The sequence below is a fragment of the Bartonella sp. CL266QHHD genome, from assembly GCF_042195355.1.
Classification (GTDB): Bacteria; Pseudomonadota; Alphaproteobacteria; order Rhizobiales; family Rhizobiaceae; genus Bartonella.
In genome coordinates this window covers 1-24,421 of sequence record NZ_JBHIOD010000068.1, presented here as the reverse complement: position 1 = coordinate 24,421, position 24,421 = coordinate 1, and the positions used below count along the sequence as shown (strand labels likewise).

The 24,421-nt window shown below is 37.3% G+C and carries 22 protein-coding genes; 5 read left to right on the top strand and 17 right to left on the bottom strand.

The features are described from left to right. The first annotated feature begins 260 nt into the window (after positions 1 to 260). The gene (locus ACFIK7_RS09395) at positions 261 to 1,514 is read left to right on the top strand and encodes a lytic murein transglycosylase (protein ID WP_375663280.1); all 1,254 of its coding nucleotides are present in this window, start codon (positions 261 to 263) and stop codon (positions 1,512 to 1,514) included. 14 nt (positions 1,515 to 1,528) lie between these two features. Next, positions 1,529 to 2,605 (top strand): SGNH family hydrolase, encoded by a 1,077-nt coding sequence (locus ACFIK7_RS09390; RefSeq protein ID WP_375663279.1) that lies wholly within the window; start codon positions 1,529 to 1,531, stop codon positions 2,603 to 2,605. 162 nt (positions 2,606 to 2,767) lie between these two features. On the opposite strand, the gene ACFIK7_RS09385 is transcribed toward ACFIK7_RS09390, so the two are convergent. Beyond that, positions 2,768 to 4,792: a M3 family metallopeptidase gene (locus ACFIK7_RS09385; protein ID WP_375657921.1), complete on the bottom strand. Its 2,025-nt coding sequence runs from the start codon at positions 4,790 to 4,792 to the stop codon at positions 2,768 to 2,770. A 552-nt stretch (positions 4,793 to 5,344) separates the two neighbouring features. Here ACFIK7_RS09385 and mgtE point away from each other — a divergent pair. The 3 genes from mgtE (at position 5,345) to ppa (ending at position 10,426) form a co-directional block, all read left to right on the top strand. Continuing rightward, positions 5,345 to 6,721, top strand: a complete 1,377-nt coding sequence (gene mgtE / locus ACFIK7_RS09380; protein WP_273790627.1) for a magnesium transporter — start codon at positions 5,345 to 5,347, stop codon at positions 6,719 to 6,721. Positions 6,722 to 7,989: 1,268 nt separating this feature from the next. Then, positions 7,990 to 9,816, top strand: a complete 1,827-nt coding sequence (gene typA, locus ACFIK7_RS09375; RefSeq protein ID WP_375663278.1) for a translational GTPase TypA — start codon at positions 7,990 to 7,992, stop codon at positions 9,814 to 9,816. Between the two features lie 79 nt (positions 9,817 to 9,895). Further along, positions 9,896 to 10,426, top strand: coding sequence for an inorganic diphosphatase (ppa, locus tag ACFIK7_RS09370; RefSeq protein ID WP_273790629.1), 531 nt, complete (start codon positions 9,896 to 9,898; stop codon positions 10,424 to 10,426). A gap of 53 nt (positions 10,427 to 10,479) precedes the next feature. On the opposite strand, the gene ACFIK7_RS09365 is transcribed toward ppa, so the two are convergent. From ACFIK7_RS09365 to ACFIK7_RS09290, 16 genes are all read right to left on the bottom strand, one after another. Then, a complete protein-coding gene (locus ACFIK7_RS09365) occupies positions 10,480 to 10,794 on the bottom strand; it encodes a DUF167 domain-containing protein (protein WP_375625575.1) in 315 nt (104 codons plus the stop codon). 22 nt (positions 10,795 to 10,816) lie between these two features. Beyond that, complete coding sequence (locus ACFIK7_RS09360) at positions 10,817 to 11,110, bottom strand: YggT family protein (protein ID WP_375663277.1); 294 nt, start codon at positions 11,108 to 11,110, stop codon at positions 10,817 to 10,819. A gap of 327 nt (positions 11,111 to 11,437) precedes the next feature. After that, positions 11,438 to 11,998 (bottom strand): invasion associated locus B family protein, encoded by a 561-nt coding sequence (locus ACFIK7_RS09355; protein ID WP_273790632.1) that lies wholly within the window; start codon positions 11,996 to 11,998, stop codon positions 11,438 to 11,440. A gap of 99 nt (positions 11,999 to 12,097) precedes the next feature. Next, positions 12,098 to 12,619, bottom strand: a complete 522-nt coding sequence (locus ACFIK7_RS09350) for an RNA pyrophosphohydrolase (RefSeq protein ID WP_273790633.1) — start codon at positions 12,617 to 12,619, stop codon at positions 12,098 to 12,100. A 39-nt stretch (positions 12,620 to 12,658) separates the two neighbouring features. Further along, complete coding sequence (locus ACFIK7_RS09345; protein WP_273790634.1) at positions 12,659 to 13,969, bottom strand: S41 family peptidase; 1,311 nt, start codon at positions 13,967 to 13,969, stop codon at positions 12,659 to 12,661. Next, entirely contained in the window at positions 13,959 to 15,203 is a 1,245-nt protein-coding gene (locus ACFIK7_RS09340; RefSeq protein WP_375663295.1) for a murein hydrolase activator EnvC family protein, read from the bottom strand. Before ACFIK7_RS09340 ends, ACFIK7_RS09345 begins: the two co-directional genes overlap by 11 nt. A 133-nt stretch (positions 15,204 to 15,336) precedes the next feature. Then, entirely contained in the window at positions 15,337 to 15,819 is a 483-nt protein-coding gene (rlmH, locus tag ACFIK7_RS09335) for a 23S rRNA (pseudouridine(1915)-N(3))-methyltransferase RlmH (RefSeq protein ID WP_375631100.1), read from the bottom strand. Between the two features lies 1 nt (position 15,820). Then, positions 15,821 to 16,207 (bottom strand): ribosome silencing factor, encoded by a 387-nt coding sequence (gene rsfS, locus ACFIK7_RS09330; RefSeq protein WP_273790636.1) that lies wholly within the window; start codon positions 16,205 to 16,207, stop codon positions 15,821 to 15,823. 111 nt (positions 16,208 to 16,318) lie between these two features. Further along, positions 16,319 to 16,912: a nicotinate-nucleotide adenylyltransferase gene (locus ACFIK7_RS09325; protein WP_375663276.1), complete on the bottom strand. Its 594-nt coding sequence runs from the start codon at positions 16,910 to 16,912 to the stop codon at positions 16,319 to 16,321. Positions 16,913 to 16,941: 29 nt separating this feature from the next. Continuing rightward, the gene (locus ACFIK7_RS09320; RefSeq protein WP_375663275.1) at positions 16,942 to 18,198 is read right to left on the bottom strand and encodes a glutamate-5-semialdehyde dehydrogenase; all 1,257 of its coding nucleotides are present in this window, start codon (positions 18,196 to 18,198) and stop codon (positions 16,942 to 16,944) included. Between the two features lie 45 nt (positions 18,199 to 18,243). Further along, entirely contained in the window at positions 18,244 to 19,383 is a 1,140-nt protein-coding gene (proB, locus tag ACFIK7_RS09315) for a glutamate 5-kinase (protein WP_375631102.1), read from the bottom strand. Between the two features lies 1 nt (position 19,384). Beyond that, entirely contained in the window at positions 19,385 to 20,410 is a 1,026-nt protein-coding gene (obgE, locus tag ACFIK7_RS09310) for a GTPase ObgE (RefSeq protein WP_273790640.1), read from the bottom strand. 173 nt (positions 20,411 to 20,583) lie between these two features. After that, the gene (locus tag ACFIK7_RS09305; protein WP_375629986.1) at positions 20,584 to 21,312 is read right to left on the bottom strand and encodes an RlmE family RNA methyltransferase; all 729 of its coding nucleotides are present in this window, start codon (positions 21,310 to 21,312) and stop codon (positions 20,584 to 20,586) included. 29 nt (positions 21,313 to 21,341) lie between these two features. Continuing rightward, the gene (locus ACFIK7_RS09300; RefSeq protein ID WP_375643371.1) at positions 21,342 to 22,652 is read right to left on the bottom strand and encodes a Ppx/GppA phosphatase family protein; all 1,311 of its coding nucleotides are present in this window, start codon (positions 22,650 to 22,652) and stop codon (positions 21,342 to 21,344) included. Between the two features lie 906 nt (positions 22,653 to 23,558). Then, entirely contained in the window at positions 23,559 to 24,164 is a 606-nt protein-coding gene (locus tag ACFIK7_RS09295) for an invasion associated locus B family protein (RefSeq protein WP_273790643.1), read from the bottom strand. Continuing rightward, on the bottom strand, positions 24,161 to 24,421 hold a 261-nt coding region (locus ACFIK7_RS09290), incomplete at its 5' end, for a YadA-like family protein (RefSeq protein WP_375663274.1). The genes ACFIK7_RS09295 and ACFIK7_RS09290, both read right to left, overlap by 4 nt.

The following is a 24,421-nucleotide window of genomic DNA, read 5'->3' as shown; positions in this document are numbered from 1 at the left end:
CCCTCCTCAATGAATTCATATAACTTTTTTGTTTTATTTATCATATGTTTTTACGAAATGGTAAAAAAGATATCTTATTGTTTTGATTATCATTATAATGGGCAATTAAAATGTAAAAAGAGTCTGAGAATTTATTGAAAGGATTAAAACGAATTATTTATTTCAGTTTTTTCCTCTTCTTGATCATATTATCGATTAAACTAAATACAAAATAAAGTTATTGCACATCTAATGAATTGAATATTAATGGGGATTTCAAAATGCAAAAAACAGAATTGAAGAATCTCTTTTTAGAGAAGTCAATAACTTGGAGAACTCTTTTCACTGTCTCTGCCGTTATTTTTTCTGCTTTTTTTATGTTTTTTATATCCCTTTCATATGCTGATAGCGGATTTAAACACTGGATTAAAGAATTTAAAAAAATAGCTATTGCTCACAATATTACCCCTTCTACGTTTCATATGGCGTTTAAAGGTGTTAATGCCATTGATCCAGAAGTTCTAAAAAGCGCCGCATACCAACCGGAATTTGTTGCTCCTTCATGGAACTATTTCGATAATCGTGTCCATGATACTGCAATTGAGGAAGGACGACGCCAAACTCAAAAATGGAACAAATGGCTTCTTCAAATTGAAAAACGTTTTGGTGTTGATCGCAATATTCTGCTTGCTATTTGGTCAATGGAAAGCAACTATGGGAAGGTTTTAGCCAATAAAAGTGTAATGCGTGATACCATTCGCTCTCTTGCAACTTTAGCCTATGCTGATAAAAAACGTGCAAAATATGCATATACACAGCTGATTGCTGCTATGAAAATTCTACAAAGTGGCGAAATTAAACGCTCTCAACTCACTGGATCTTGGGCCGGTGCATTGGGGCATACACAATTTATTCCAAGTAGTTATCTCGCCTATGCAGTTGATATGGACCAAGATGGACGGCGTGATATCTGGAACTCTGTTCCAGATGCTCTGGCTACTGCTGCTAACCTTCTCCACAAAAATGGCTGGCAACCTAATCTTATTTGGGGAGTAGAGGTAAAAGTGCCGCAGGGGAAAAACCTTCCTGAAGGCTGGTATTCCTTTGAACAATGGAAAAAATTAGGTGTAAAACACGCAAATGGGCACCCTCTTCCTACATCAGCTGAACAAGCAATATTAAAATATCCAGATGGAGCAAAAGGACCTATATTTTTAGTCACAAAAAATTTCTTTGTTCTGAAACATTATAATAATGCAGATCGTTATGCGTTTGCTGTTGGCCTTCTTGCTGATCGCATTGCTGGACATCCTGGATTGGTAAATGATTGGCAAAGACCTTTTCAACCTCTTACTTTCCAGGAATGTAAAGAACTACAATCTCGCTTAAGTGCACTGGGCTATTATAAAGGGAATGTTGATGGAAAAATCGGAACAGCTTCTCGCAAAGCAATTAAAGCTTTTCAACTGCGTCACGGTCTAAAAGCAAATGGATATCCATCATCTCAAGTGCTTTTTCTCCTTCGCAAACAATAAGGGAGACTAAATTTTTGTCTTCTTTTCGCCTGATATACTTGACATTATTGCTGTTTTCACTTTCTATTGTGGGGATCTTACAGCCATCCCCAAGTAAAGCAACGAACTTCTTCAAATGGTTGTCACAACAAAACAAACAGACACAGCAGCCACCGCAAATTATAGAACAAAAAATAGACAAGCCGCAAAAAAAGATCGTAACACAAAAAAACATACAAAAGCTAAAAAATGAGAATGCAAAGCGCATTCTTGTCATAGGGGATTTTGCAGCTTCTGCTGTTGCCGATGCACTTAAGAAGTCTTTTATAAATAATAGCGATATCGTTATCATGAACAACACAATACCAGCTTCCGGCTTAGTTCGAACGGATTATTATTCTTGGCAAGGCAATATTTCTAAACTCATTGATCAAAATAATCCCGATGTTATTATCATGATGATCGGTGCAAATGATAATCAACCCATCACAGACTCTCATAACATGATTAACACAGATCAGTCAGAATGGATGCGCATCTACAAACAAAGAATTATCGAAATTGCTGAAAGTCTTCATGCCTCTGGAAAACCATGGATATGGATAGGTCAACCTTCTTTTGAAAATGATCTTTTGACACAAAAAATAAAAATTTTTAATGCGCTCTATAAACAAGAAACAGAAACAGCAGGAGGGTATTTTCTCGATATCTGGAGCGGCTTTAGTGATGAGACAGGAAATTTTTCTTTTTCAGGCTATGATATTAATGGGAAAATAACCAAATTACGCACCAATAATGGCATGCATTTCACCCCTGAAGGAAAGAAAAAACTTGCCTCTTATTTAGAAAAGCCATTGAAAAATATTTTAAATTTTTATGCCTTTTCTCATGGAAATCCTTACTCAACCGATCAAGCTATTCAAAAACTTATACAAGAATCAGAGAATCAAGAGCGGAGTAAAATTATGCGTCAGCTTCCAATGAGCCTCGATGATATGGCACAACAAAACACTCACCTTTTAGGCAAAAGAAAGTCAAGTTTTATAAAAAAATTATGGTTTCCACCAAATGGGCATCAAAAAGATCGAGCTGATGATTTTTCTTTCCCATAATGTCTATTTAAAATACAAAATCTGTTTTCCTCTATAAACAAAAAGCGAATAAGATAAAAAACTCTGTTTACAGAGCTATAATGAAGAGGAAATTTGCATAACTCGCAACTGCACCTTTCGAATAATATGAAAACGGCATGGTGTTAACCATACCGTTATATCTTATAGTCCACGTTTGTTAATCATTGCCTCTGGTAAAGGCATCCGTCCCCGAAAAGCTTTATAAAGCTCCTCTGGATCACGACTTCCTCCAGCGGAGTAAATACAACGCTTTAAAAGATCAGCGAGCTCTGAATTAAAAACATCTCCCGTTTCTTCAAAAGCCTGAAAAGCATCTGCATCAAGAACTTCCGACCACATATAAGAATAGTAACCAGATGCATAACCATCCCCTGCAAACACATGCATAAAATGTGGGGGACGATGACGCATAATAATTGTGTCAGGCATTTGCAGCTTTTCTAATTCTTGGCGTTCAAACACTGTTGGATCAGTGACTGTTTCGCCTTGATGAAAAGCCATATCCACTAAAGCTGATGAGATAAATTCAACGGCAGAAAATCCTGCATTAAATGTCTGTGCTACTAAAACTTTATCTATCAACTCTTGTGGCATAGGATGGCCTGTTTTTGTATGTATAGCATAAGATTTTAATATCTCTGGCACGGTTAACCAATGTTCGTAAAGTTGAGAAGGTAGCTCAACAAAATCACGTGCAACAGATGTTCCCGACACAGATGGCCATGTGACATCAGAAAGCAAACCATGCAATGCATGTCCAAATTCGTGGAAAAGCGTACGTGCATCATCAAGTGATAAAAGAGCAACTTCTCCTTTGGGCGGTTTAGCAAAATTACAAACATTGTAGATAATAGGCTTTTGTCCGCCATCCAATTTATGTTGTGATTGCAAACTACTCATCCACGCACCGGAGCGTTTTGAAGAACGCGCAAAATAATCACCAATAAAATGCCCAAGTAGACTTCCATCAGACTTTTTTACTTCCCACAAACGTGCATCAGGATGCCAAAGTGTAACAGCGTTTTTTTCTTCAAATGTAATGCCAAAGAGTTTTTCTGCTACCCTAAAAGCCGCTTTAATCATACGATCAAGCTGAAAATAATATTTAATCTCCGCGCTATCGAAAGAAAGTTTTTCAGTGCGAAGTTTTTCAGCATAATAACGCCAATCCCAAGCAGCTAAAGATTCATTGCAGCCCTGATTGTTGGCAAAATTTTGTAAGTCAATTTGCTCAGTAGAAGCTTTCGCTCTTGCGCGCTCCCATACAGGCATAAGCAAATCCATAACGGAATCAACACTTTTAGCCATAGTATTATCGAGCTTCAAATCTGCGAAAGATTTATATCCCAATAATTTAGCCTGCTCATCTCGAAGCGCAACAATCTCTACAATAATTGTTTTATTATCATTCTTGTTATTATTTTCACCACGTTTAGCCCAAGCTTGGAATGCAACCTCACGCAAATCACGACGATCAGAGAATTTTAAAAAAGGTTCAACAATCGAACGTGCTAGTGTTAATGCATACGCTTCTTCATTGCCTCTTTCACACGCAATTTCCTTCATTGAAGCAATGAGATCTTGCGGTAAACCAGATAAGTCTGTTTGTTTTAAAAATAGAATCCATTCAGCTTCATCATTTAAGACATTTTGTCCAAAAGTAGCATTTAAAAAAGCAAGTCTTTCATTAATTTCCAAAAGCCGTTTCTTAGCTTTTTCATCGAGTTTTGCCCCATGACAAACAAACTTTTTCCACCATAATTCAAGAACACGTGTTGTTTCACTCTCAAATATGCCCAGCTGCGACTGTTTATAAAGCACATCTATTTTCGCAAATATCCGCGCATCCATCATCATTTTTGAAGAATAACGAGAAAGTTTTACAACGAACTCTTGCTCTAGCTGTTGAATTAATACATTCGTATGAGCACTGGTGCGTAAGAAAAATATTGAACAGACACGATCAAGCGCTTTGCCGCAAAGCTCAAAAGGCTGTAAAAAATTCTCAAGCGTTGGTGGTTCTTGCACCATCGCAATCGCCTCTAGTTCTTCTTCGGCTTCTTGAAGAGCCTGTTCAAAAGCGGGTTTAAAATCTTCATCACTTATAGAAGAAAAATCAGGAAGACATGAAAATCCCTTCCACTCCAGCACTGCTTCTTTTGCCATAATACTTTATGTCTCCATTATAAATTTAAACTGTAACAATTATCTTTACGATACAAATTGATAACATACTAAAACTATCTCGTGAGTTTCAAAACTACCTTTCAAAACGCTATTGAATAAAAAACCTGAAAATCGCAAAGTTCTTTCATTTTAAACCATATTATATTGAAGCAATAAAGATTATTCGCTCACACATCACAATAGAATTGCATATTAACAAAAACACTTGGAGAAAGGCATAATCTCCACTCTTTACAAAATATTGCTGTAGATTCTTTTGAAAATCACAAAACTGCATTAAAGAAATGATGGTAAAAATCAGAACTGATTTTTACATTTACGCTTTTATATTATCCTCAAATTAAGCTGTATTCTCGTTTTAGTGATTCAGAAACTTGTTTATAACTTATAATTCACCCTTGACTTTACTTCAAATATTAACAATTGGGAATATAGCTGGGGAGTTTTTTTTAAATCTTCCATAAACTTTTGTTTTTATCTCATCTATTATCTAGATTTATAACTCTCCAACTCTTCAGGAGGTACTTTATCATGACTGAAATCAAAACGGCCTTCGACTTCAAAAATTTTTCTCCTGAAGCTCTTGCTGAAAAGTTAAAGAACCAGCATTTTGCAGACTCTATTGATATCATAAATGACCTCGATAGCATGGAACGTGTAACTATTCTTAGTCTTCTGCCTCTTGATTATGTTATCGAACTTTTTGATAAACCAGAGCTTGAGCAACCTGCTGCCATCCTAGAACTTCTCCCTATAAATCGTGCTGTTGAAATTCTTGATGGCATGTCTGCCGATGCTGCTGCAGACGTCTTTCAAGAAATGGATAAAGAAACCCGCACACGACTTTATGCCTTGCTTAACCCCTTAACGCGCGCTGAACTTAAAAAACTCACCAGTTATCCTGACCATACAGCAGGGGCACTGATGACAACAGAATTTATAGCCGTTCCTTCAAACTGGACCATACAAAAAACTTTGGATCACATCCGTGAGGTCGAGCGAACACGTGAAACAGTTTATACCAGCTATGTAATTGACCCTAAAACAGGTACTCTTCTAAAAGCTGTTTCCCTGCGTAACCTTATTCTTGCCTCACCTGATGAACTAATTCTTAATGTCCCTACCCATGACTCGCCCATTACAATATCGCCCTTCACACATCATGAAGATATCGCACGCCTTTTCCAGCGCCATGATCTTCTCTCTGTGCCTGTAGTTGATGAAAGTAACCATGTCATTGGCATTGTAACCGTTGATGACGTGCTTGATACTATGGTCGATGAGATGAATGAAGATGCCTATAAATTTGGGGGTATGGAAGCGCTTAATAAGCCCTATATGCAAATTAAGTTTCCTGAAATGATGAAAAAACGTGGCGGATGGCTCGCTTTACTCTTTATCGGTGAAATGCTGACAGCAAGCGCTATGCAACATTTCGAAACAGAACTCGAAAAAGCGATTATTCTTACACTGTTCATACCTCTCATTATGAGCTCAGGAGGAAATTCCGGCTCACAGGCTACATCCCTTATTATCCGTGCATTGGCTTTACGTGAACTCACGTTGAAAGACTGGTGGAAAGTGATCATTCGTGAAATTCCAACAGGACTATCCCTTGGTCTCTTACTAGGAATTATTGGTGTTACGCGCATTGCTCTTTGGCAAAAACTGGGTATCTACGACTATGGACAACATTGGATTGCTATTTCGACAACAGTGGGTACAGCTTTAGTTGGAATCGTTACCTTTGGTTCTCTTTCTGGATCTATGTTGCCTTTTATTCTTAAAGGTTTAAAATTTGATCCAGCAAGTGCTTCTGCTCCTTTTGTGGCAACTTTAGTAGATGTCATGGGCATTATAATCTATTTTTCTGTAGCTTCCCTCATTTTGTCAGGAACTCTTCTTTAAACATGTAAAGTAAAAACTCTTACTTATGGAAAGATCTTGTCATGTAACCTAAGATTCTTTCCATAAGAAAATAAGCTTTATTATTTATTTTCTAGCGCACCGCTCCATAGATAATTTATTATTTTTTTTGAATAACAGCTCCGAATAACGTAAATTTACCTCATCATAAAGCTTCTCATATTAAATCGATTAAAGTCATCTTCTTGCCAGTCACAAACGAGATCGGTGTATGGCTAAAAACTATTCAAGAAAAAAATAAAATACTTCTTATATCTTCTTTCTCGTAGCAAAAACTGGCGCAATATTGACAGCTGAGAAAGAATGATAATGATAATGCTCAACAGTTTTATATTTTTTCACAAAGGCGTTAATAGTATACTATTCGCGTATATTATATCATTTATGAGCCTATCATGGAATGGATGTAGTATACGTTAAGCAATCTCTCTTAAGTACATGAATATGCAACAACAAGTATATTCTGTTTAAAGTGTTCTGTTTGGCATGAAAAGCATGCTCCTATTAGAGAATACGATTAACAAAAGTGTGAGGGGCAAAGCACTATCTCCATGGTTTAAAAGATATTACTTTAGATGCCTTTGAAAGCATAAATTGGATTAACGGCAAAGATGGAAATTTTCTTTGGATGCCTTCATATTCTTTCTAAATAAGACTGTATTCCGGGTTCATAAATAAATCAAACAGATATAACTCTTGCCCCAATCTGGCATACAAAAGCTAGAACTTCTTATAAAATTCTTAATCATCTCAATATTTACCTCAAATACACGGTTGCATTAGATCTGGATTTTGATTGACAAGTTATAGAATAAGAAAAAGCTTTATTTAGAATAAGAATGTTGTACAGTTGTCAATAAATTGGCTATGGATTGAGAGATATTCCGGATTTTTATTAATCTCTTTGCAAAACAACAACAATAATATGGCTACCTTTATACTTACTTACTCTTACAAGAGCTCATATAAACTCCTTGTGTCATATTGATAGAAATCAAGTTGACGGTGATTTTTTGGATAATTCTTAGCTCGAGAATAGAACATACGCACTATAAAAATCCTTTTACGAAGCTCCAGCAATTGAAGCTTAATAGAGCCTTAAAGACTTGGATAAATAGTTTTGTCATAAAAATATTACCTCCATCTTCCAAAACTATAAAAAAACATGTAAAAGGTTTTTTAATAGTCAGGCAAAGAATGTAAAGACTTTGCCTCAAATGAAATTTCATTAAACGAAAAGAAGAAAATTTATGCAATTGCGTAACATTGCCATCATTGCCCACGTTGACCATGGGAAAACAACGCTTGTAGACGGACTTCTCAAGCAATCAGGAAACTTCCGTGATAATCAGCGTACAAGCGAACGTATGATGGATTCAAACGATATTGAGAAAGAACGCGGAATTACAATCCTAGCGAAAGTGACATCTGTTGTTTGGAAAGATACTCGAATTAATATTGTTGATACACCAGGACACGCCGACTTTGGTGGAGAAGTTGAACGCATTCTCAATATGGTTGATGGAGCCATTGTACTTGTTGATGCTGCTGAAGGACCAATGCCACAAACAAAATTTGTCGTTGGCAAAGCATTGAAAGTAGGATTGCGCCCTATTGTTGCTATTAATAAAATTGACCGACCGGATGCACGCGTTGATGAAGTCATTAATGAGGTTTTTGACCTTTTCGCTGCTCTTGATGCAACCGATGAACAGCTTGATTTTCCTATTCTTTATGGATCTGGACGCGATGGATGGATGGCTGAAGCCCCTGAAGGACCAAAAGATCATGGATTAGGTCCTTTATTTGATCTTGTGACGCAGCATGTCCCTTCTCCTAGTGTAGCAGAGGGACCGTTTCGCATGATTGGAACTATTCTTGAAGCGGATCCGTTTTTGGGACGAATTATTACAGGGCGGATTCATTCTGGCTGTCTAAAACCCAATCAAAATGTCAAAGTTCTTGGACAAGATGGAAAACTTTTAGAAACTGGGCGTATTTCAAAAATTTTAGCGTTTCGTGGTTTAGAACGGCAACCTATTGAAGAAGGAAGTGCTGGTGATATTGTTGCGATTGCAGGTCTGCAAAAAGGTACCGTAGCTGATACTTTCTGTGATCCTACTGTCAATGAACCCCTTACTGCCCAACCAATTGATCCTCCTACTGTTACTATGAGTTTTCTCGTCAACGATAGTCCGCTTGCTGGAACTGAAGGCGATAAAGTAACAAGTCGTGTCATTCGTGACCGATTGTTAAAAGAAGCAGAAGGCAATGTCGCTCTTAAAATTGAAGAATCAGCCGATAAAGATTCTTTCTACGTTTCAGGACGAGGAGAATTACAGCTTGCAGTTCTCATTGAAAATATGCGCCGTGAAGGATTTGAACTTAGTGTTTCACGCCCACGTGTTGTTATGCAAAAAGATGAAAATGGAATAACTCTTGAGCCAATCGAAGAAGTTGTTATCGATGTTGATGAAGAATATTCCGGTACTGTTGTACAAAAAATGTCTGAACGTAAAGGCGAAATGGTGGAATTACGTCCTTCTGGAGGTAATCGTGTCCGCCTTGTCTTTTATGCACCAACCCGAGGACTCATTGGTTATCAATCTGAACTTTTAACGGACACACGTGGTACAGCAATTATGAATCGCCTTTTCCATGCTTATGAACCTTATAAAGGAGACATTACTGGTCGTGTTAATGGTGTTATGATTTCAAATGACAACGGTGAATCTGTCGCTTATGCTCTTTTTAATCTTGAAGATCGTGGTCCTATGATCATCGATGCGGGTGTGAAAGTCTATCAAGGTATGATTATTGGCATCCACTCACGAGATAATGACTTAGAAGTCAATGTCTTAAAAGGGAAAAAACTCACCAATATGCGCGCTTCTGGAAAAGATGAGGCCGTAAAGTTAACGCCTCCCATTAAAATGACATTAGAACGTGCCTTATCGTGGATACAAGATGATGAACTTGTGGAGGTAACCCCTAAAAATATTCGTCTCCGCAAACTCTATCTTGATCCTAATGAACGTAAACGTTTTGAAAAAACACGTGCATCAATTTCAAGTTAATTTCATAATCTCTTTGGTAAAATATTTATAAAATATTTAATTGTATTGAGCCTCACTATATTCCAGAAAGGATGTCTCTATGAATATTAAGGAAATACCCGTAGGCAAAAATCCACCAGAAGATATTAACGTTATTGTGGAAGTCTCCCTTGGTGGGCAACCAATAAAATATGAGATGGATAAAAAGTCTGGTGCATTATTTGTTGACCGTTTTCTTCATACATCAATGGTTTATCCTGGAAATTACGGTTTTGTCCCTCATACGCTTTCAGATGATGGTGATCCTATTGATGTCCTTATCTGTAATACCCGTCCACTTATGCCTGGTTGTGTTATCAATGTTCGCCCCATCGGAGCTCTAATGATGGAAGATGATGGTGGTAAAGATGAAAAAATTATTGCCATTCCCACTACAAAATTAACAAAACGCTATATCAATATTCATGACTATACAGATCTACCCGAGATTACACTCAAACAAATTGAACATTTCTTCAAGCATTACAAAGATCTGGAACCTGGAAAATGGGCTAAAATTGAAGGATGGCGTGATAAAAACTTTGCGCATGAATTAATTAAGCAAGCTGTTGAGCGCAATAAAAAAATATAACGATTTTAATAAAATAAAGCCTATTTAAAAATAGGCTTTATTCTTTATTTTTTCTACGAGATGCAATCTCTAAAGGATTGCCATATCTGCTTTAGCTCTTCTAAATGTGTTGAAAAGTAAAGTTGTTTGTAGCGAGATATTGCACCGTTTTTCAGAGAAATAGAAGAAGATGGTATTCTCCATTGCTTCGCAAGAAATTTAATGAGAGCTTTATTCGCTTTTCCATCTTCAGGAACAGCACGAAGGCGTATAACCAGATATTGTTTTTCACCATCCCTACATTCAACCCCTATTATTTTGTCAACGGATGATTTTGGAATGAGATATACAAACAAAATCAAGTTATTTTTATCAACTTGATAAAACATGTATTCGCCTCAAGTAATATTTCTATAAATACATGTTTGCGTAAACGCGCCACATGAAAGTACGAATAAAATAAATAATAATGAACACTACAATAGGTGAAATATCAATTGTTCCCAAATTTGGTAAAATTTGCCGGATACGGCTTAAAACGGGATTTGTAAGACGATATAGAAAGCTTCCTATCAAAACAACAAAGCGATTGCGCGAATTTATGATATTAAAGACATAAAGCCAAGAAAAAATGACACTAGCGATTAAAATATCAATATAAATCTCAAAAATCAAATCAATCGTTCGAAGCAATGCATAAATCATGCGTCATCCCTTTCAATCAAGGAAACAGAAGAGCGTATAGAAAACCTTCATTAAAGCAGGTCTGTGTATCAAAAAATGGTTTTATATTTCAATACTCTTTTTTCTTGAATAAAAACCAGATATCTAAATTCTTCATCTCTCTATTTAATGACGATGCAGTTAGAAAACAAATATCAAAATTAAAAATAGAACATACAATAGAAGAAACGGCAAAAAATCTGAATATCCCTTATAGGATTAATCTTAAATCTCATCGTCTTAATTATTAATATATAAAAAACAAACAAACTAAAAACGGCCTTTTAAAGGCCGCTTTTAGTTTTAAAATTATTTCTGCAAAGCAGTCAAACGATTAAGAGCACTGCTAAAACCATCTAGCTGAACAAATAAATCATTCAAAGCTGGTTCACCTGCAGCAGCAATTGTCATCGCCAACTTTAACTGTTTTCCAGAACGTAAAGCTGCTACGTGATTTTTGTCAAAAACGACAGGAACCACACAACCTGCTGGTACACAAGTCCGGATACCGGTTTCGATAACAGCTTTTCCCTCATCAACTTGTAAACGAACAGGCTTAGAAACCAAAATGCCAAAAGGAACTGTTAAATTACCAGATACAACACCCTCAGCATCGAGAGTAAGGCCCATAGCCACAACAACACGCCCCTGCTCATTCACTTCTTGACGGTGCATAAAACAAATTCTTTTCCCTTCTTGTATACCACAGTTAATAGTCCACAAACCGTAGGTTTCAGTCAAAGAAGAAGCTCCATTTGGCAATGTCGCTGCCGCATCTTTTGATGCAGGAGGTTTTGAACTTGTTGCAAATGCAACAGATGAAATACTCAAGAGAGTAAAAACTATAAGTAAATTAAATAACTTTTTCATTTTATATTCCTGTTCTTTACATAAAAGAGAAACATGTTTATTATTTATTATAATATAAAGCATCTTAATAAAAAAAGCTTTCTCGTAATCATATAGCTTTTATAATGGTCTAAGGCTACCTCGAAATTCGCTGACAACTTTCGTATAAACGTGCTTTTTAAAAGAAACAGCAATCAACGGAAGGGTTTCTAGATCAATCCATTTCCATTGATCGAATTCCGCTTTATTGCCATCTGGTGGCGGATTAATCGCAATTTCAGAAAGCTTTCCTGTAAACTGGAAAGCAAACCATTTTTGTATTTGCCCACGATATTTATTTGTTAATGTGCACCCAATAAGTTCTTGTGGAAAATCATAATGGAACCAATTTTGTGCTTCTTTAATCAACTTCACAGATCGAATACCCGTTTCTTCATAAAGTTCACGATATGCTGCATCTAATGGTTTTTCATCTTCATCAATCCCTCCTTGAGGAAGCTGCCAACGATGAGATATTTCAATATCTGCATGAATGGGCATCATTAAACGACGCCCAACCCACACTTTACCGTCATGATTAAAGATAACAATCCCAACACATTTGCGATATGGAAGAACCTTCAAATTAATACCTGCATCCATTTAATATTCCTCAAAATCGCAAGCTATAGATATCAATTCTCACTTTAACACATCCTTATTGGGATCTGGTGGAAATGCTGCATTTGCCATTTCACCTCGTAACAATTTATAAGCCTCATTCAACTGGATATCATCTTTAGGGTCTTTGGGAACAAAAGCAGCTGAACCAGATCCTTTATTACTCTCTCGTTTTCCTTTGATATGTCCTTTTAATGCAGACTCACCAACTTTTACATCATAACCCTTATATTTTTCAGGGAGTGGTTGCTCTACAATAATATCAGGCGTGATCCCTGTTCCTTGAATAGAAGTGCCAGATGGCGTGTAATAAAGTGCTGTTGTTAAGCGTAAAGCCCCATTTTCACCCAAAGGAATAATTGTTTGAACAGATCCTTTACCAAAAGACTGCGTCCCTAAAATTGTTGCACGACGATGATCTTGTAATGCACCCGCAACAATTTCAGAAGCACTTGCCGAACCACCATTAATAAGGACAATGAGCGGTTTTCCATTGATGACATCACCTGGCTTCGCATCAAATCTTGTCACATCACTCTTTTTGCGCCCACGAGTCGACACAATTTCACCTTTATTGAGAAAAGCACTCGAAACATTAACAGCTTGATCTAAAAGCCCACCCGGATTAAGCCGCAAATCAAGGACGTAACCTTTTAGCTTATCTTCAGGAATTTTAGATTGGATATCTTTAATTGCCGCCAGAAGATTATTCAATGTCTGCTCAGAAAACTGGATAACTCTTAAATATCCAATATCACCCTCAACCCGATATTTCACCGCTTTTACTTTGATAATATCACGAACAATCTTCACTTCAAATGGCTTATCAACACCAGAACGAATAATTGTTAAGGTAATTGGTGTTCCAGGAGCACCTCGCATCTTATTAACAGCTTCATTCAATGTTTGACCATTCGTTTGTACATCATCAATTTTTGAAATAAGGTCTCCTGCTAGAATACCTGCTTTTGAAGCGGGAGTATCATCCATTGGTGAAACAACTTTAATTAAGTTTTTTTCCATAGTGACCTCAATACCAAGACCTCCGAACTCTCCTTTCGTAGAATCCCGCATATCCTTGGCTTCTTCAGCATTCAAATAAGATGAATGAGGGTCCAGTGATGTGAGCATGCCATTGATAGCATTTTCAATAAGCTTTTTATCATCTGGAACTGTAACGTATTGCATACGCACACGCTCAAAAACATCGCCAAATATAGCTAGCTTTTTATATGCATTATCTTCATTATTCGCAGCAACAGACTGCACCATAATCATTGAACAGGCGCCGAGCAATACCCCAGCGACCAAAAGAATAACTTTACGAATCATTTTGGCTCCTTCTTATTTTTTCAGTCTGCCACCAAGGAGTTGGATTTACAGGTTTTCCCTGCTTTCTAAACTCAATGTAAAGCATTGGAGAAGTTTTTCCTATATCCAATGCAACACTGTTTGAAATAAATTGCATCTCCATTATACCCAGAGGCTCACCTGAAAGAACAAATTGCCCCTGTTTTACATTAATTCTCGACATTCCAGTAAGAATGATATGATAACCATTTCCAACATTGAGAATGATTAACTGTCCATAAGAACGAAATGGCCCTGCAAAAGCAACAAAAGCATCCACAGGTGATATAACAACAGCTCCTGCCTCTGTTTCTATCGTTTCACCAAAGCGCGTAATCTGCGAACTTTTGTTAGAGTGATGTATTCTTTTTCCTGAAACAGGAAAAAGTAAAGAACCTTTTCGGCTTTCAAAATTGGACTGTTCTAACAATTGCAAACTTTTCCGTACCTGTACTGATGCATCAGAGTTAAGTTTTGACTGACGATCGAGCTCTAAAATCAATTCTTCCAAAGACTGCGCTTTTTTAGCAAGAGCAATATTTTTTTGTTGCTGTTCTGTAAGTTCTTTTTCTGATTTTTTTTGTAGTTTGTTTTTTTGGTCTAATAAAAGCTCTAGACGTTTTCGCTGCTCTGCTTGATTTTGCAGTTTTGTCTTTAATGCCTTATATTCCGTAGTAATGGAATTACTCAAATTGGTCAACTCCTTGAGTTTTTCTGTTAAATCTCGTGTTTTCTCCTGCATCTGAGGAATAACAGTACCTAATAAAACAGAACTACGTATAGAAGCCAACGCGTCCTCTGGCTGTATCATAAGAGCAGGAGGCGGATTCAATCCCATACGCTCCAAAATTGCAAGAACTTCCGCAAATTCAGCACGACGATTTTTTAAACTTTGATAGACTTGTACCCGCTTTTCTATCATTTTTTTAAGCTTTTCTTCCCTTTTAGCAATATCATCTGCTACTATACGTTCTTCTTTAGCCGCCTTTATGAGTGCATCACTCAAAACACGTTGATCTTTTTTTAAATGCTCAACTTGATGCATAAGAAAAGCAACACGCTCACGCGAAAGTGAAATATTTTGGCGAATTTCTCCTAATTCTTTATGTACTTCCGTACTCCTCATTGTATCTTCCGCGTGCGATACAGAAAAGCAAAAAAACATACTCAAGAGCAGAATGACAAATATGACGCACTCCTCATATAAATATAGCATCTTTCTATGAAGAAGCTTTTTCATTTGCAAAAACCATGACACCTCATCGTATACATTAGAGATGCTTTAAATGGTGTCAGCTAAAACAATATTAATAAACATATAAATAAGTGCTAAAAATTGCACAAAAATATTAAAAACGATGATACGGATGGTTATTTTCAATTGTTACAGCGCGGTAAAGTTGTTCTGTAAGAAGAATACGTGCAATTTGATGTGGCCACGTCATCAAACCAAAAGATAAAAGAAAATCAGCACGCTTCTTTATTTGTTCATTATGCCCATCAGGTCCTCCCAAAGCAATGACGACATCTCGAATGCCCTCATCACGATAACACCTCAATTTTTCAGAAAAAGAAATTGACGAAATCGATTCTCCACGCTCATCTAACACAATTAATCGACATTTTTCAGGTAAAAATTCAATAAGTTTTCTCCCCTCTTCCTCCATACGTTGACAAACTGTGTGAGCACGACTTTCTGGTATCTCTTGTAACTTTTTTAAATGAAAGCCTACATCTCCAGAAATTTTAGAAAAACGATCCAAATAATGCTGAACTAATTTTTGCTCCGCCCCACTTTTCATACGACCAACCGCAAAAATAGAAATTTGCATTTTAATGATCTCCGAAGAGAAGCAAAGCCGTATCGTTTAAATCCGGCGTCATCCATATTTTTTCTAAATTATAAAAAAGACGAATTTCTGGACGAAAAAGATGAGTGATAATATCACCTGTATCAATCAATACCCAGTCACCTCCAGCAAGCCCTTCTACACGCGCAAGCCCCTGCCCACTATCTTTCCAAGTATGTAATAAATGATCAGCAACAGACGATACATGACGCTGCGAATTTGCTGAAGCTATGACCATATAATCAGCCAAAGATGACTTCCCTCGAATATCAATAGCAACAATATCTTCTGCTTTTGTATCTTCTAAACTCTTGAGAATAACTTCAAGACTCTCACTAACAGAAAAAACTTTTTTTTCTTTTGAAGGCATAATATCGTAAGAGTGTTTGTGTGCAACGTTTTTCAGATCAATATCCTTTCTTATCGTTGTGGAATCTAAAAAAGAGACTTCTCTAAAGAGAAGCAGAATCTTATGAAATGTTCAAGAAAAATCATTCTTCTTCAAACGAAGGTTTGTTGAAGATTGAAAAGATAAAGGTCCATGCAAATAAGTCCAAACTGGTGGCTTGATAAAAGGTAATCGCTTACTTTCTCTCTCATCCAAACGAAAACGGCGATAAATATGTGCCATAGGAGAAGAAAGTGCTGACCGATTGCCTAAAGGACGATCAATAATCGCAATAGGAAGCATAGAGACGATATCATGCCATCGATACCATTGATGTATCGTCGCAAAACTATCTGCCCCCATAATCCATACAAAATTTACGCCACTGTAATGGGTAAGAATATGAAAAATCGTATCTACTGATACTTTGCTCCCTATAGCCTGTTCAAAACCTGTTAAGCGAATTTTTGGATGGTCAATAAGTTTAAAACTTAATTGCATTCTCTCCTCTAAAGAGGGCAACTGTGTACAATCCTTTAAAGGATTTCTTGGAGTGATCATCCACCATAACTGATCAAGATGCAAACGCCGAATGGCAATTTTTGCAACAAGAAGATGCCCCGCATGCGGTGGATTAAAGGAACCACCAAAAAGACCCACAACATTAGATCTTTCAACATGTGGCATACAATTTTTCCATGGAAAAAATGATGTTCTCAAGCTCTAACCTGACCATTTCCTTTAACGTGATATTGAAATGATGTTAGCTGTTCAACACCTATGGGACCACGTGCATGCATTTTTCCTGTTGCGATACCAATTTCCATTCCAAAACCAAATTCACCTCCATCAGCAAATTGTGTAGATGCATTGTGTAATAAAATAGCTGAATCTAAATGATTAAAAAAATTCTTCACCACTTCCAAATCCTCAGCAATAATCGATTCCGTATGTCCTGATGAATAACGCTTAATATGAGAAATGGCTCCCTCAACACCCTCAACCGTTTTAACAGAAAGAATAGCATCAAGATATTCATGCGACCAATCTTCTTCAGAAGCTAATTTGACATCTGGCATAAGAAAAACAATATCTTCTGTGGCACGAATTTCACACCCCTTTTCCTGTAAAGCAGTTAAAACAGGAAGAAATTTTTTTAATGCTTGGCCGTCAATGAGAACTGTCTCAACAGCACCGCATATCCCTGTTCGCCGCAGCTTTGCATTTAAAACAATATTGCGTGCCATATCTAAATCTGCCGATTTATCAATATAAATATGACAAAGTCCCTCCAAATGAGCAAAAATTGGAACACGTGCATCAGACTGAACACGAGCAACAAGGCTCTTTCCACCACGTGGTACGATCACATCAATCGCTCCATCCAATCCTTTGAGCATTTCCCCAACGACAGCACGATCTGTCGTTCCAACCATTTGGATAGCATCTTTGGGTAAACCAGAGCGCTCTAAACCTTGTACCAAAGCTAAATGAAGAGCATGAGAAGAATGAAAGCTATCCGAACCACCGCGCAAAATCGCAGCATTACCTGCTTTTAAGCACAAAGAACTCGCATCAATTGTAACATTGGGACGACTTTCATAAATAATGCCAATCACACCAAGAGGTGTTCGTACACGACTTATATGAAGCCCATTTGGACGCGTCCATTCATCCATCACTTGTCCAACAGGATCAGATAAACGAGCAACTTGGCGAACACTGTCTATCATTGCACGTAAACGCAAATCATCTAATTTTAGCCGATCAATCATTGCAGCTTTCAAATTATTCTGAGCAGCATTCTCTAAATCTTGACAATTCGCCCGTAAAATTTCATCTGACTGAGCCTCTAGACTTAAAGCGATCATTTCTAATGCATTGTTCTTTTGCTCAGAAGAAGCAACAGCTAACGCTGCAGCGGCATAGCGTGCTTTTTGTCCCATATCTTTCATTTGTTCTTCTAAAGTCATCGTAACATCCACTCTGCCAAAACAATAAAAACAAAAGTAACTTTTTTAAACAGTATTGGTCAAGCAACGTACAATCATATCATTACGATGCACCATAGCAGAGCGCGCCTCATACCCAAGAATAGCTTCGATTTCTTCACTTTTATGTCCTATAATGCGTACAGCCTCATCTTTGTCATAGCTTACAAGTCCACGCGCAATCTCAACTCCATCTGTACCAACAATTGCAACCGTATCCCCACGCTGGAAATTTCCCTCAACGCCAATAACCCCTGCAGCTAATAATGATTTTCCTGATTCAAGAGCCCTAATGGCTCCTTGATCAATCGTCAAAACACCAGATGGATCTAAATGACCAGAAATCCATGTTTTCCAAGCATTGACAGATTTCTTACTTGCCGCAAAAAAACTCTTGCGTTCACCTTTGTCAATTGCAGCAAGAGGATTCATACGCTTGCCTGAGGTGATAATCATCGCCGTTCCAGCAGCATTAGCTATTTTTCCGGCTTCAAGCTTAGTCTTCATTCCTCCCCGTGAAAACTCTGAAGCAGCAACATCTGCCATTTTTTCGATATCATGCGTAATGGATGCAACAAAAGGTATAAATTCAGCCGTAGGATCACTATGGGGAGACTTTGTATAAAGACCATCAATATCGGATAAAAGTATTAAAAGATCTGCCCTCACCATTGTTGCCACACGTGCAGCTAAACGATCATTATCACCATAACGAATTTCAGTTGTTGCAACAGTATCATTCTCATTAATAACAGGCACAGCTCCCAAATATAAAAGCGTCTCAATCGTTGCACGTGCATTGAGATAACGCCTTCGCTCCTCCGTATCAAATAAAGTGAGCAAAATTTGGCCTGTTTTGAGCCCATGTTGAGCAAGCGCATCACCATAGGTTTTTGCTAACTCAATTTGCCCCAAAGCAGCACATGCTTGGCTTTCTTCCAATTTCAAAGCCCCCTTAGGAAGCTGTAGCAATGTCCTTCCTAAAGCAATAGCACCTGAAGACACCAATAATATCTCTACGCCTCCTTTGTGTAATTCAACAACATCATTGATCAAGCTTTTAAGCCATTCAACCCGTAAACCTGCCTGAGGATCAACCAAAAGGGCAGATCCAATCTTGACCACAATACGTTTATAGTGTGTAAGTTTTTGCGATCCAACAGCCATCTCAATCAACCTTGCTATCCCCACTGATCTCCTCTTTGCGTGACATTTCAATAATATGTGCACCAGCACGCAGCACATTTTCTAAACCTTCGCGGCTAACCGCAGAAAACATCATAACTGGTTGATCCGCTGCTCTTTGCAAAGCTTCCCGTTTAGCTTCACGCTCTTCAATTGTCAGAGTATCTATCTGGCTTAAAGCAACAATTTCAGTTTTATCACTTAGATTATTTCCATATGCCTCAAGTTCATGACGCACAATTTGATATGCTTTTGCTACATCTTCTTCTTGAGAAGAAATTAGATGAAGCAGTACGCGACAACGTTCCACATGTCCTAAAAAACGATCTCCAATTCCCACACCTTCATGCGCTCCTTCAATTAATCCTGGAATATCAGCCAAAACAAATTCACGACCATCAATACGTACAACACCAAGATGAGGATGTAGAGTGGTAAAAGGATAATCTGCAACTTTTGGTTTTGCAGCCGTTACAGAAGCTAAAAAAGTTGATTTTCCAGCATTTGGTAAACCAACAAGCCCCGCATCAGCAATTAACTTCAAACGAAGCCATATTGCACGCTCTTCTCCAGCCAAACCTGGATTTGCACGACGCGGTGCCCGATTTGTCGATGTTGTAAAGTGAAGATTGCCAAAACCGCCATTCCCTCCTTTTGCAAGGCGATAGCGCTGTCCCACTTCCGTTAAATCACATATTAACGTTGTATTATCTTCTTCAAAAATTTGCGTCCCAACCGGAACTTTAAGGATGACATCATTACCCTTTTCACCCGTCATATTACGCCCCTTGCCATGCCCCCCTGTTTTTGCTTTAAAATGCTGTTGGTAGCGATAATCAATCAGCGTGTTAAGCCCATCAACAACAAGAGCCCAAACATCACCACCCCGTCCTCCATTCCCCCCATCAGGTCCCCCAAATTCTATGAATTTTTCACGACGAAATGATACTGCTCCAGAACCTCCATTACCAGAACGAATATAAACTTTAGCTTGATCAAGAAATTTCATTGGAAACACTCACTGAGGAATCAATCTCTTTACCTCTATAGGCAATACATTAGTTTTACCAGTTTTTCATCATTGATAACAGAAAAACTGTCACTATCGCCGATAACTCTTTGAGAAAAAAATCATCACATCTAAATAGGTTAAGTAAAGTTAAGTCTTCTTAAAAGAAGGCGCTATTCTTGTATTTTTGTTTTTCCCTTAAATTCAAGTGCTAGAAGATAAAGCTCTACTGATTCTGATCGGCTTGCGGGTGGTTTAACATGATAGACTTTTTTAAAATGCTGTTTTAGTATCGTAAGAAGAGTGTTTTCTGCTCCTCCTTGAAAAGCCTTTGCTAAAAAATGTCCCCCAGGCTTAAGAACCGAAAGAGCAAAATCAGCCGCAACTTCACATAAATAAATCGTTCTTAAATGATCCGTCTGACGATGACCTGTTGTTGGCGCTGCCATATCAGAAAGAACCACATCCGGTTTTGTCCCTAAAGTTTCAATTAATTTCTGCGGTGCATCTGTATGCAAAAAATCCATTTCCAACATGGCAACTCTAGGTAATGGATCAACATGTAAATAATCAATACCAACAACGCTAGGATCCTCATCACTTGACCCTACTATACGCTCAACCACCTGACACCAGCCCCCAGGTGCTGCTCCTAGATCAATAACCTTTTGACCTTTTTTCAAAAACCTATAGCGCTCATTAATTTCAATGAGTTTATAAGCCGCACGCGAACGATACCCATCTACTTTTGATTGATGGACATAAGGATCATTCAGATGCCTCTCTAACCATCGTCGTGATGAAGCTTTAATGGTTCCTGCTTTCTTTTTTACGCGCTGATATAATTCATGTGACCCTGAACCTCCATAGCCACCTCTCGGTGTTTTTGTTGTTTTTTTCATCGTTATTCATTGTCTCCATATTTAATTCTCTAACGCTTGAAATCTCTGCTCTTTCTACGACGACACCATACCCCATCGCGTAACATTAGCTCTATCAAAATTCCTTCCCTTAATCCACGATCAGCAACTCTTAAACGCTGACTTGGCCAAACTTCCCGAATAACATCTAAAATTGCACAACCAGCTAAAACTAAATCTGCTCTCTCGCGCCCAATAAAAGGACTTATGACACGTTTTTCTATATCCCATGATAATAGACGTTGTGTCATAAGTGTAATGTCTGCATCCTTCATCCAAATGCCATCCACTTTTTTCCTATCATAACGCTCTAAATTAAGATACATTCCTGCTAAAGTCGTAACTGTACCAGAGGTTCCCAAAAGATGAAACTTCGAACCTTGTGCTAACTCTCCTAATTTATGACGATCTGAAAAATTATTTAATAACCCTCGCACATAGCTTTTCATTTTTTCAAAATCGTCTAAGCTAATATCATTCCCTCCAAAACGTTCAGCAAGCGTAACAACACCAACAGGAAGAGAAGTCCAAGCGATAATTTGTCTAGCTAAACGAAAAGAACGCTTTTGAGAAACATCAAGTAGCACAATTTCTGATGACCCTCCTCCAATATCAAAAAGCACAATTGCGTCAGTATTTGGTTCAACAAGTGTACTACACCCTGTAACAGCAAAACGCGCTTCTGTTCGCCGATCAACAATTTCCAATTCAAGACCTGTCTCCTCCAAAACACGCTGAATAAAATGTCTACCATTTTCTGCAGAACGACAAGCTTCCGTTGCAATCAAGCGATAACGCTTAATATGCCTTTGTTTTAGCTTTAAATGACAAATCTTTAATGCCTCAATCGCACGATCCATAGCTTGTGTATTAAGAAAACCGTTATTTATTAAACCTTCTCCCAATCGTACAATACGAGAAAAAGCATCAACAACACGAAAATATCCAGGTTTACTGGGAGATGCGATAAGAAGACGACAATTATTTGTTCCGAGATCAAGTGCCGCATAAAGAGGTGGAGATTTTACTGGATGGAACCGTCGAAGAAAAGGTGCTTTGAGTTTTTTTGTTTTTTGAGCACCTATCATTATCTGATTATGAAACTCAAAAGCTGCCTCAGATTGAACAAAAACCTGTTTCTGTTCATAATGTTTTTTTCTCTGTTGTCTCTTTATATCAACAAGGACAGAGTATGCCTCTGTTCGTGACAATGCAGAAAGATTATTTGTATTACTACTGCACTGATCATACAACTGATCTGCTTTGGTATCGTATATTTCTCCTCGCTTTAACTCTTTTGAACCATAATTTAACGGGGTCATGTCCCTTATCCCTTGAGCGTTCCCCCAATAAATAAACGCGAAAACTCTTCTGCTCATTCCTAAATAAAGCAATAATGCAGCATCAAATGATATATACAAGAAATCATTCTTTCTTTTTCTATCATTAAAATTTTCTACACTAACATCATTCAGATTTTTGTATAATCTTTCGGTTGTTTCCGTGAAATCATGCATCTCTTTATGAACTTAAAACTATAAATTAATCGTTTACGTTCACATCAATTTTTATAAATTATGCTCTTTTCTTGATACCATTTACACGGAGCACACATCTATTGTAACAAACCTACACTATCATACTATTTGCTGACTTTTAAGGTTACAACAACCTATACATTAGTATGGTTTATAAGAAAAAAATTTTTTTTCGTTATCCACACACAAACCACGTTTGTTATATGCAATGAAATGGCTTTGATTATGCTGGAATAAAAGTTCCGTAGTACTACAAAATGCAATTACAATAGCTGTTATTTCGTGAATACCAATAAAAACTATCGTTCAAAAAAACTCTAGAATTATAAAATTTATCTGAAAAATATTAATGCTTAATCAGACCGCATTAAAAATCCATTTGAAGCTTAAAAAAAGAATTTAGTCTACTCATTATTGTAAGGAAGAAATCGAGTATTTCTAATCTTTTTTACTTTTAATAACTAACGAAATCACTCTTTAAGCATTATAGGAAACACTAACTTGATTTTCTATTACATATAAAGAACTTACTGTGACTTTATATTCATAAAACTCTCACTCTTTCCAATAAATCACCTCGATATCATATTATATAAAACTTCTTACTTATCTGACCTTATAATTTACACTCAAAAATATAATACAACAATTTATGGAAAAATGACTCTTGTTAAAAATACTCGATGGATTCTAAGGACGGAAAGAATTAAGTGCCGCATTTAACCCTTTAAATGGTACAGTAAAAGAAAATACCTTACCTTCTTTAGTTTTATAGGAAATACGTACCTTATTGTTCTGCTCTATTTGTTTAGTCAAAACCGGACCTACAGGTGATTGTGCCAAACAAACCGTTTCATTACATTGCGTATAATTAATAAGAACAGGTTTTTTAACATCTTTTACAAACATTTGAATCGGAACATTTATATCAGAATTTGGCAATGTTCGAAAAAGCATCACTGCTTGACCACTTGTCGTAGAAACAAGAGACCAACTAAAAATGGTATTTCCTTCTTGATCATGAACCGTCTGTGTCACATTACATATACCTTGCTTATGTTTAAGCTTTTGTTTTTCGTCACAAATCAAAGTCCAATCATAAAATTGCATAATAATTCGACGTGTTTCGCCAGGTTCTCCCTTAGGTATCGATAAGTGCGGTGGATGCACTGTATAAATATTATTATTCTCGTTGGCAAAGCTTTCGCTCTTGCCTATTAAGGCAAGAGCAAACAGCAGAACCTTTACTAACATACTTCTCGTTTTTACAATAACAGCCATTTTTTCTATTATCATCTCAACCTCAGAGTAATTCCAGCGCCTATTCCCCAATGACCTCCAGCACTTGTCACAGATACATTCGAGCGAATATTTCCATCTTCAGATGTATAACCAGCACCAAGAGCAAGTGCAGATTGACTGCGCCATAAACCACTCCCAAATGAAACACTTAAAGATCCTGGTATATCATAGTAACGTAAGTTGGACACCGCTAGACCAATAGCAGCAGCTTGTCTTGCTTCTTTCCGAACATCCTGAATAGCATAATTCAA

What these genes read in the sequence shown, in the direction of transcription:
- ACFIK7_RS09395 (WP_375663280.1), top strand. Translation starts at nt 261, where the DNA reads ATGCAAAAAACAGAATTGAAGAATCTCTTTTTAGAGAAGTCAATAACT.
- ACFIK7_RS09385 (WP_375657921.1), bottom strand. Translation starts at nt 4,792, where the DNA reads ATGGCAAAAGAAGCAGTGCTGGAGTGGAAGGGATTTTCATGTCTTCCT.
- mgtE (WP_273790627.1), top strand. Translation starts at nt 5,345, where the DNA reads ATGACTGAAATCAAAACGGCCTTCGACTTCAAAAATTTTTCTCCTGAA.
- typA (WP_375663278.1), top strand. Translation starts at nt 7,990, where the DNA reads ATGCAATTGCGTAACATTGCCATCATTGCCCACGTTGACCATGGGAAA.
- ppa (WP_273790629.1), top strand. Translation starts at nt 9,896, where the DNA reads ATGAATATTAAGGAAATACCCGTAGGCAAAAATCCACCAGAAGATATT.
- ACFIK7_RS09365 (WP_375625575.1), bottom strand. Translation starts at nt 10,794, where the DNA reads ATGTTTTATCAAGTTGATAAAAATAACTTGATTTTGTTTGTATATCTC.
- ACFIK7_RS09360 (WP_375663277.1), bottom strand. Translation starts at nt 11,110, where the DNA reads ATGATTTATGCATTGCTTCGAACGATTGATTTGATTTTTGAGATTTAT.
- ACFIK7_RS09355 (WP_273790632.1), bottom strand. Translation starts at nt 11,998, where the DNA reads ATGAAAAAGTTATTTAATTTACTTATAGTTTTTACTCTCTTGAGTATT.
- ACFIK7_RS09350 (WP_273790633.1), bottom strand. Translation starts at nt 12,619, where the DNA reads ATGGATGCAGGTATTAATTTGAAGGTTCTTCCATATCGCAAATGTGTT.
- ACFIK7_RS09345 (WP_273790634.1), bottom strand. Translation starts at nt 13,969, where the DNA reads ATGATTCGTAAAGTTATTCTTTTGGTCGCTGGGGTATTGCTCGGCGCC.
- ACFIK7_RS09340 (WP_375663295.1), bottom strand. Translation starts at nt 15,203, where the DNA reads ATGCTATATTTATATGAGGAGTGCGTCATATTTGTCATTCTGCTCTTG.
- rlmH (WP_375631100.1), bottom strand. Translation starts at nt 15,819, where the DNA reads ATGCAAATTTCTATTTTTGCGGTTGGTCGTATGAAAAGTGGGGCGGAG.
- rsfS (WP_273790636.1), bottom strand. Translation starts at nt 16,207, where the DNA reads ATGCCTTCAAAAGAAAAAAAAGTTTTTTCTGTTAGTGAGAGTCTTGAA.
- ACFIK7_RS09325 (WP_375663276.1), bottom strand. Translation starts at nt 16,912, where the DNA reads ATGCCACATGTTGAAAGATCTAATGTTGTGGGTCTTTTTGGTGGTTCC.
- ACFIK7_RS09320 (WP_375663275.1), bottom strand. Translation starts at nt 18,198, where the DNA reads ATGACTTTAGAAGAACAAATGAAAGATATGGGACAAAAAGCACGCTAT.
- proB (WP_375631102.1), bottom strand. Translation starts at nt 19,383, where the DNA reads ATGGCTGTTGGATCGCAAAAACTTACACACTATAAACGTATTGTGGTC.
- obgE (WP_273790640.1), bottom strand. Translation starts at nt 20,410, where the DNA reads ATGAAATTTCTTGATCAAGCTAAAGTTTATATTCGTTCTGGTAATGGA.
- ACFIK7_RS09305 (WP_375629986.1), bottom strand. Translation starts at nt 21,312, where the DNA reads ATGAAAAAAACAACAAAAACACCGAGAGGTGGCTATGGAGGTTCAGGG.
- ACFIK7_RS09300 (WP_375643371.1), bottom strand. Translation starts at nt 22,652, where the DNA reads ATGACCCCGTTAAATTATGGTTCAAAAGAGTTAAAGCGAGGAGAAATA.
- ACFIK7_RS09295 (WP_273790643.1), bottom strand. Translation starts at nt 24,164, where the DNA reads ATGATAATAGAAAAAATGGCTGTTATTGTAAAAACGAGAAGTATGTTA.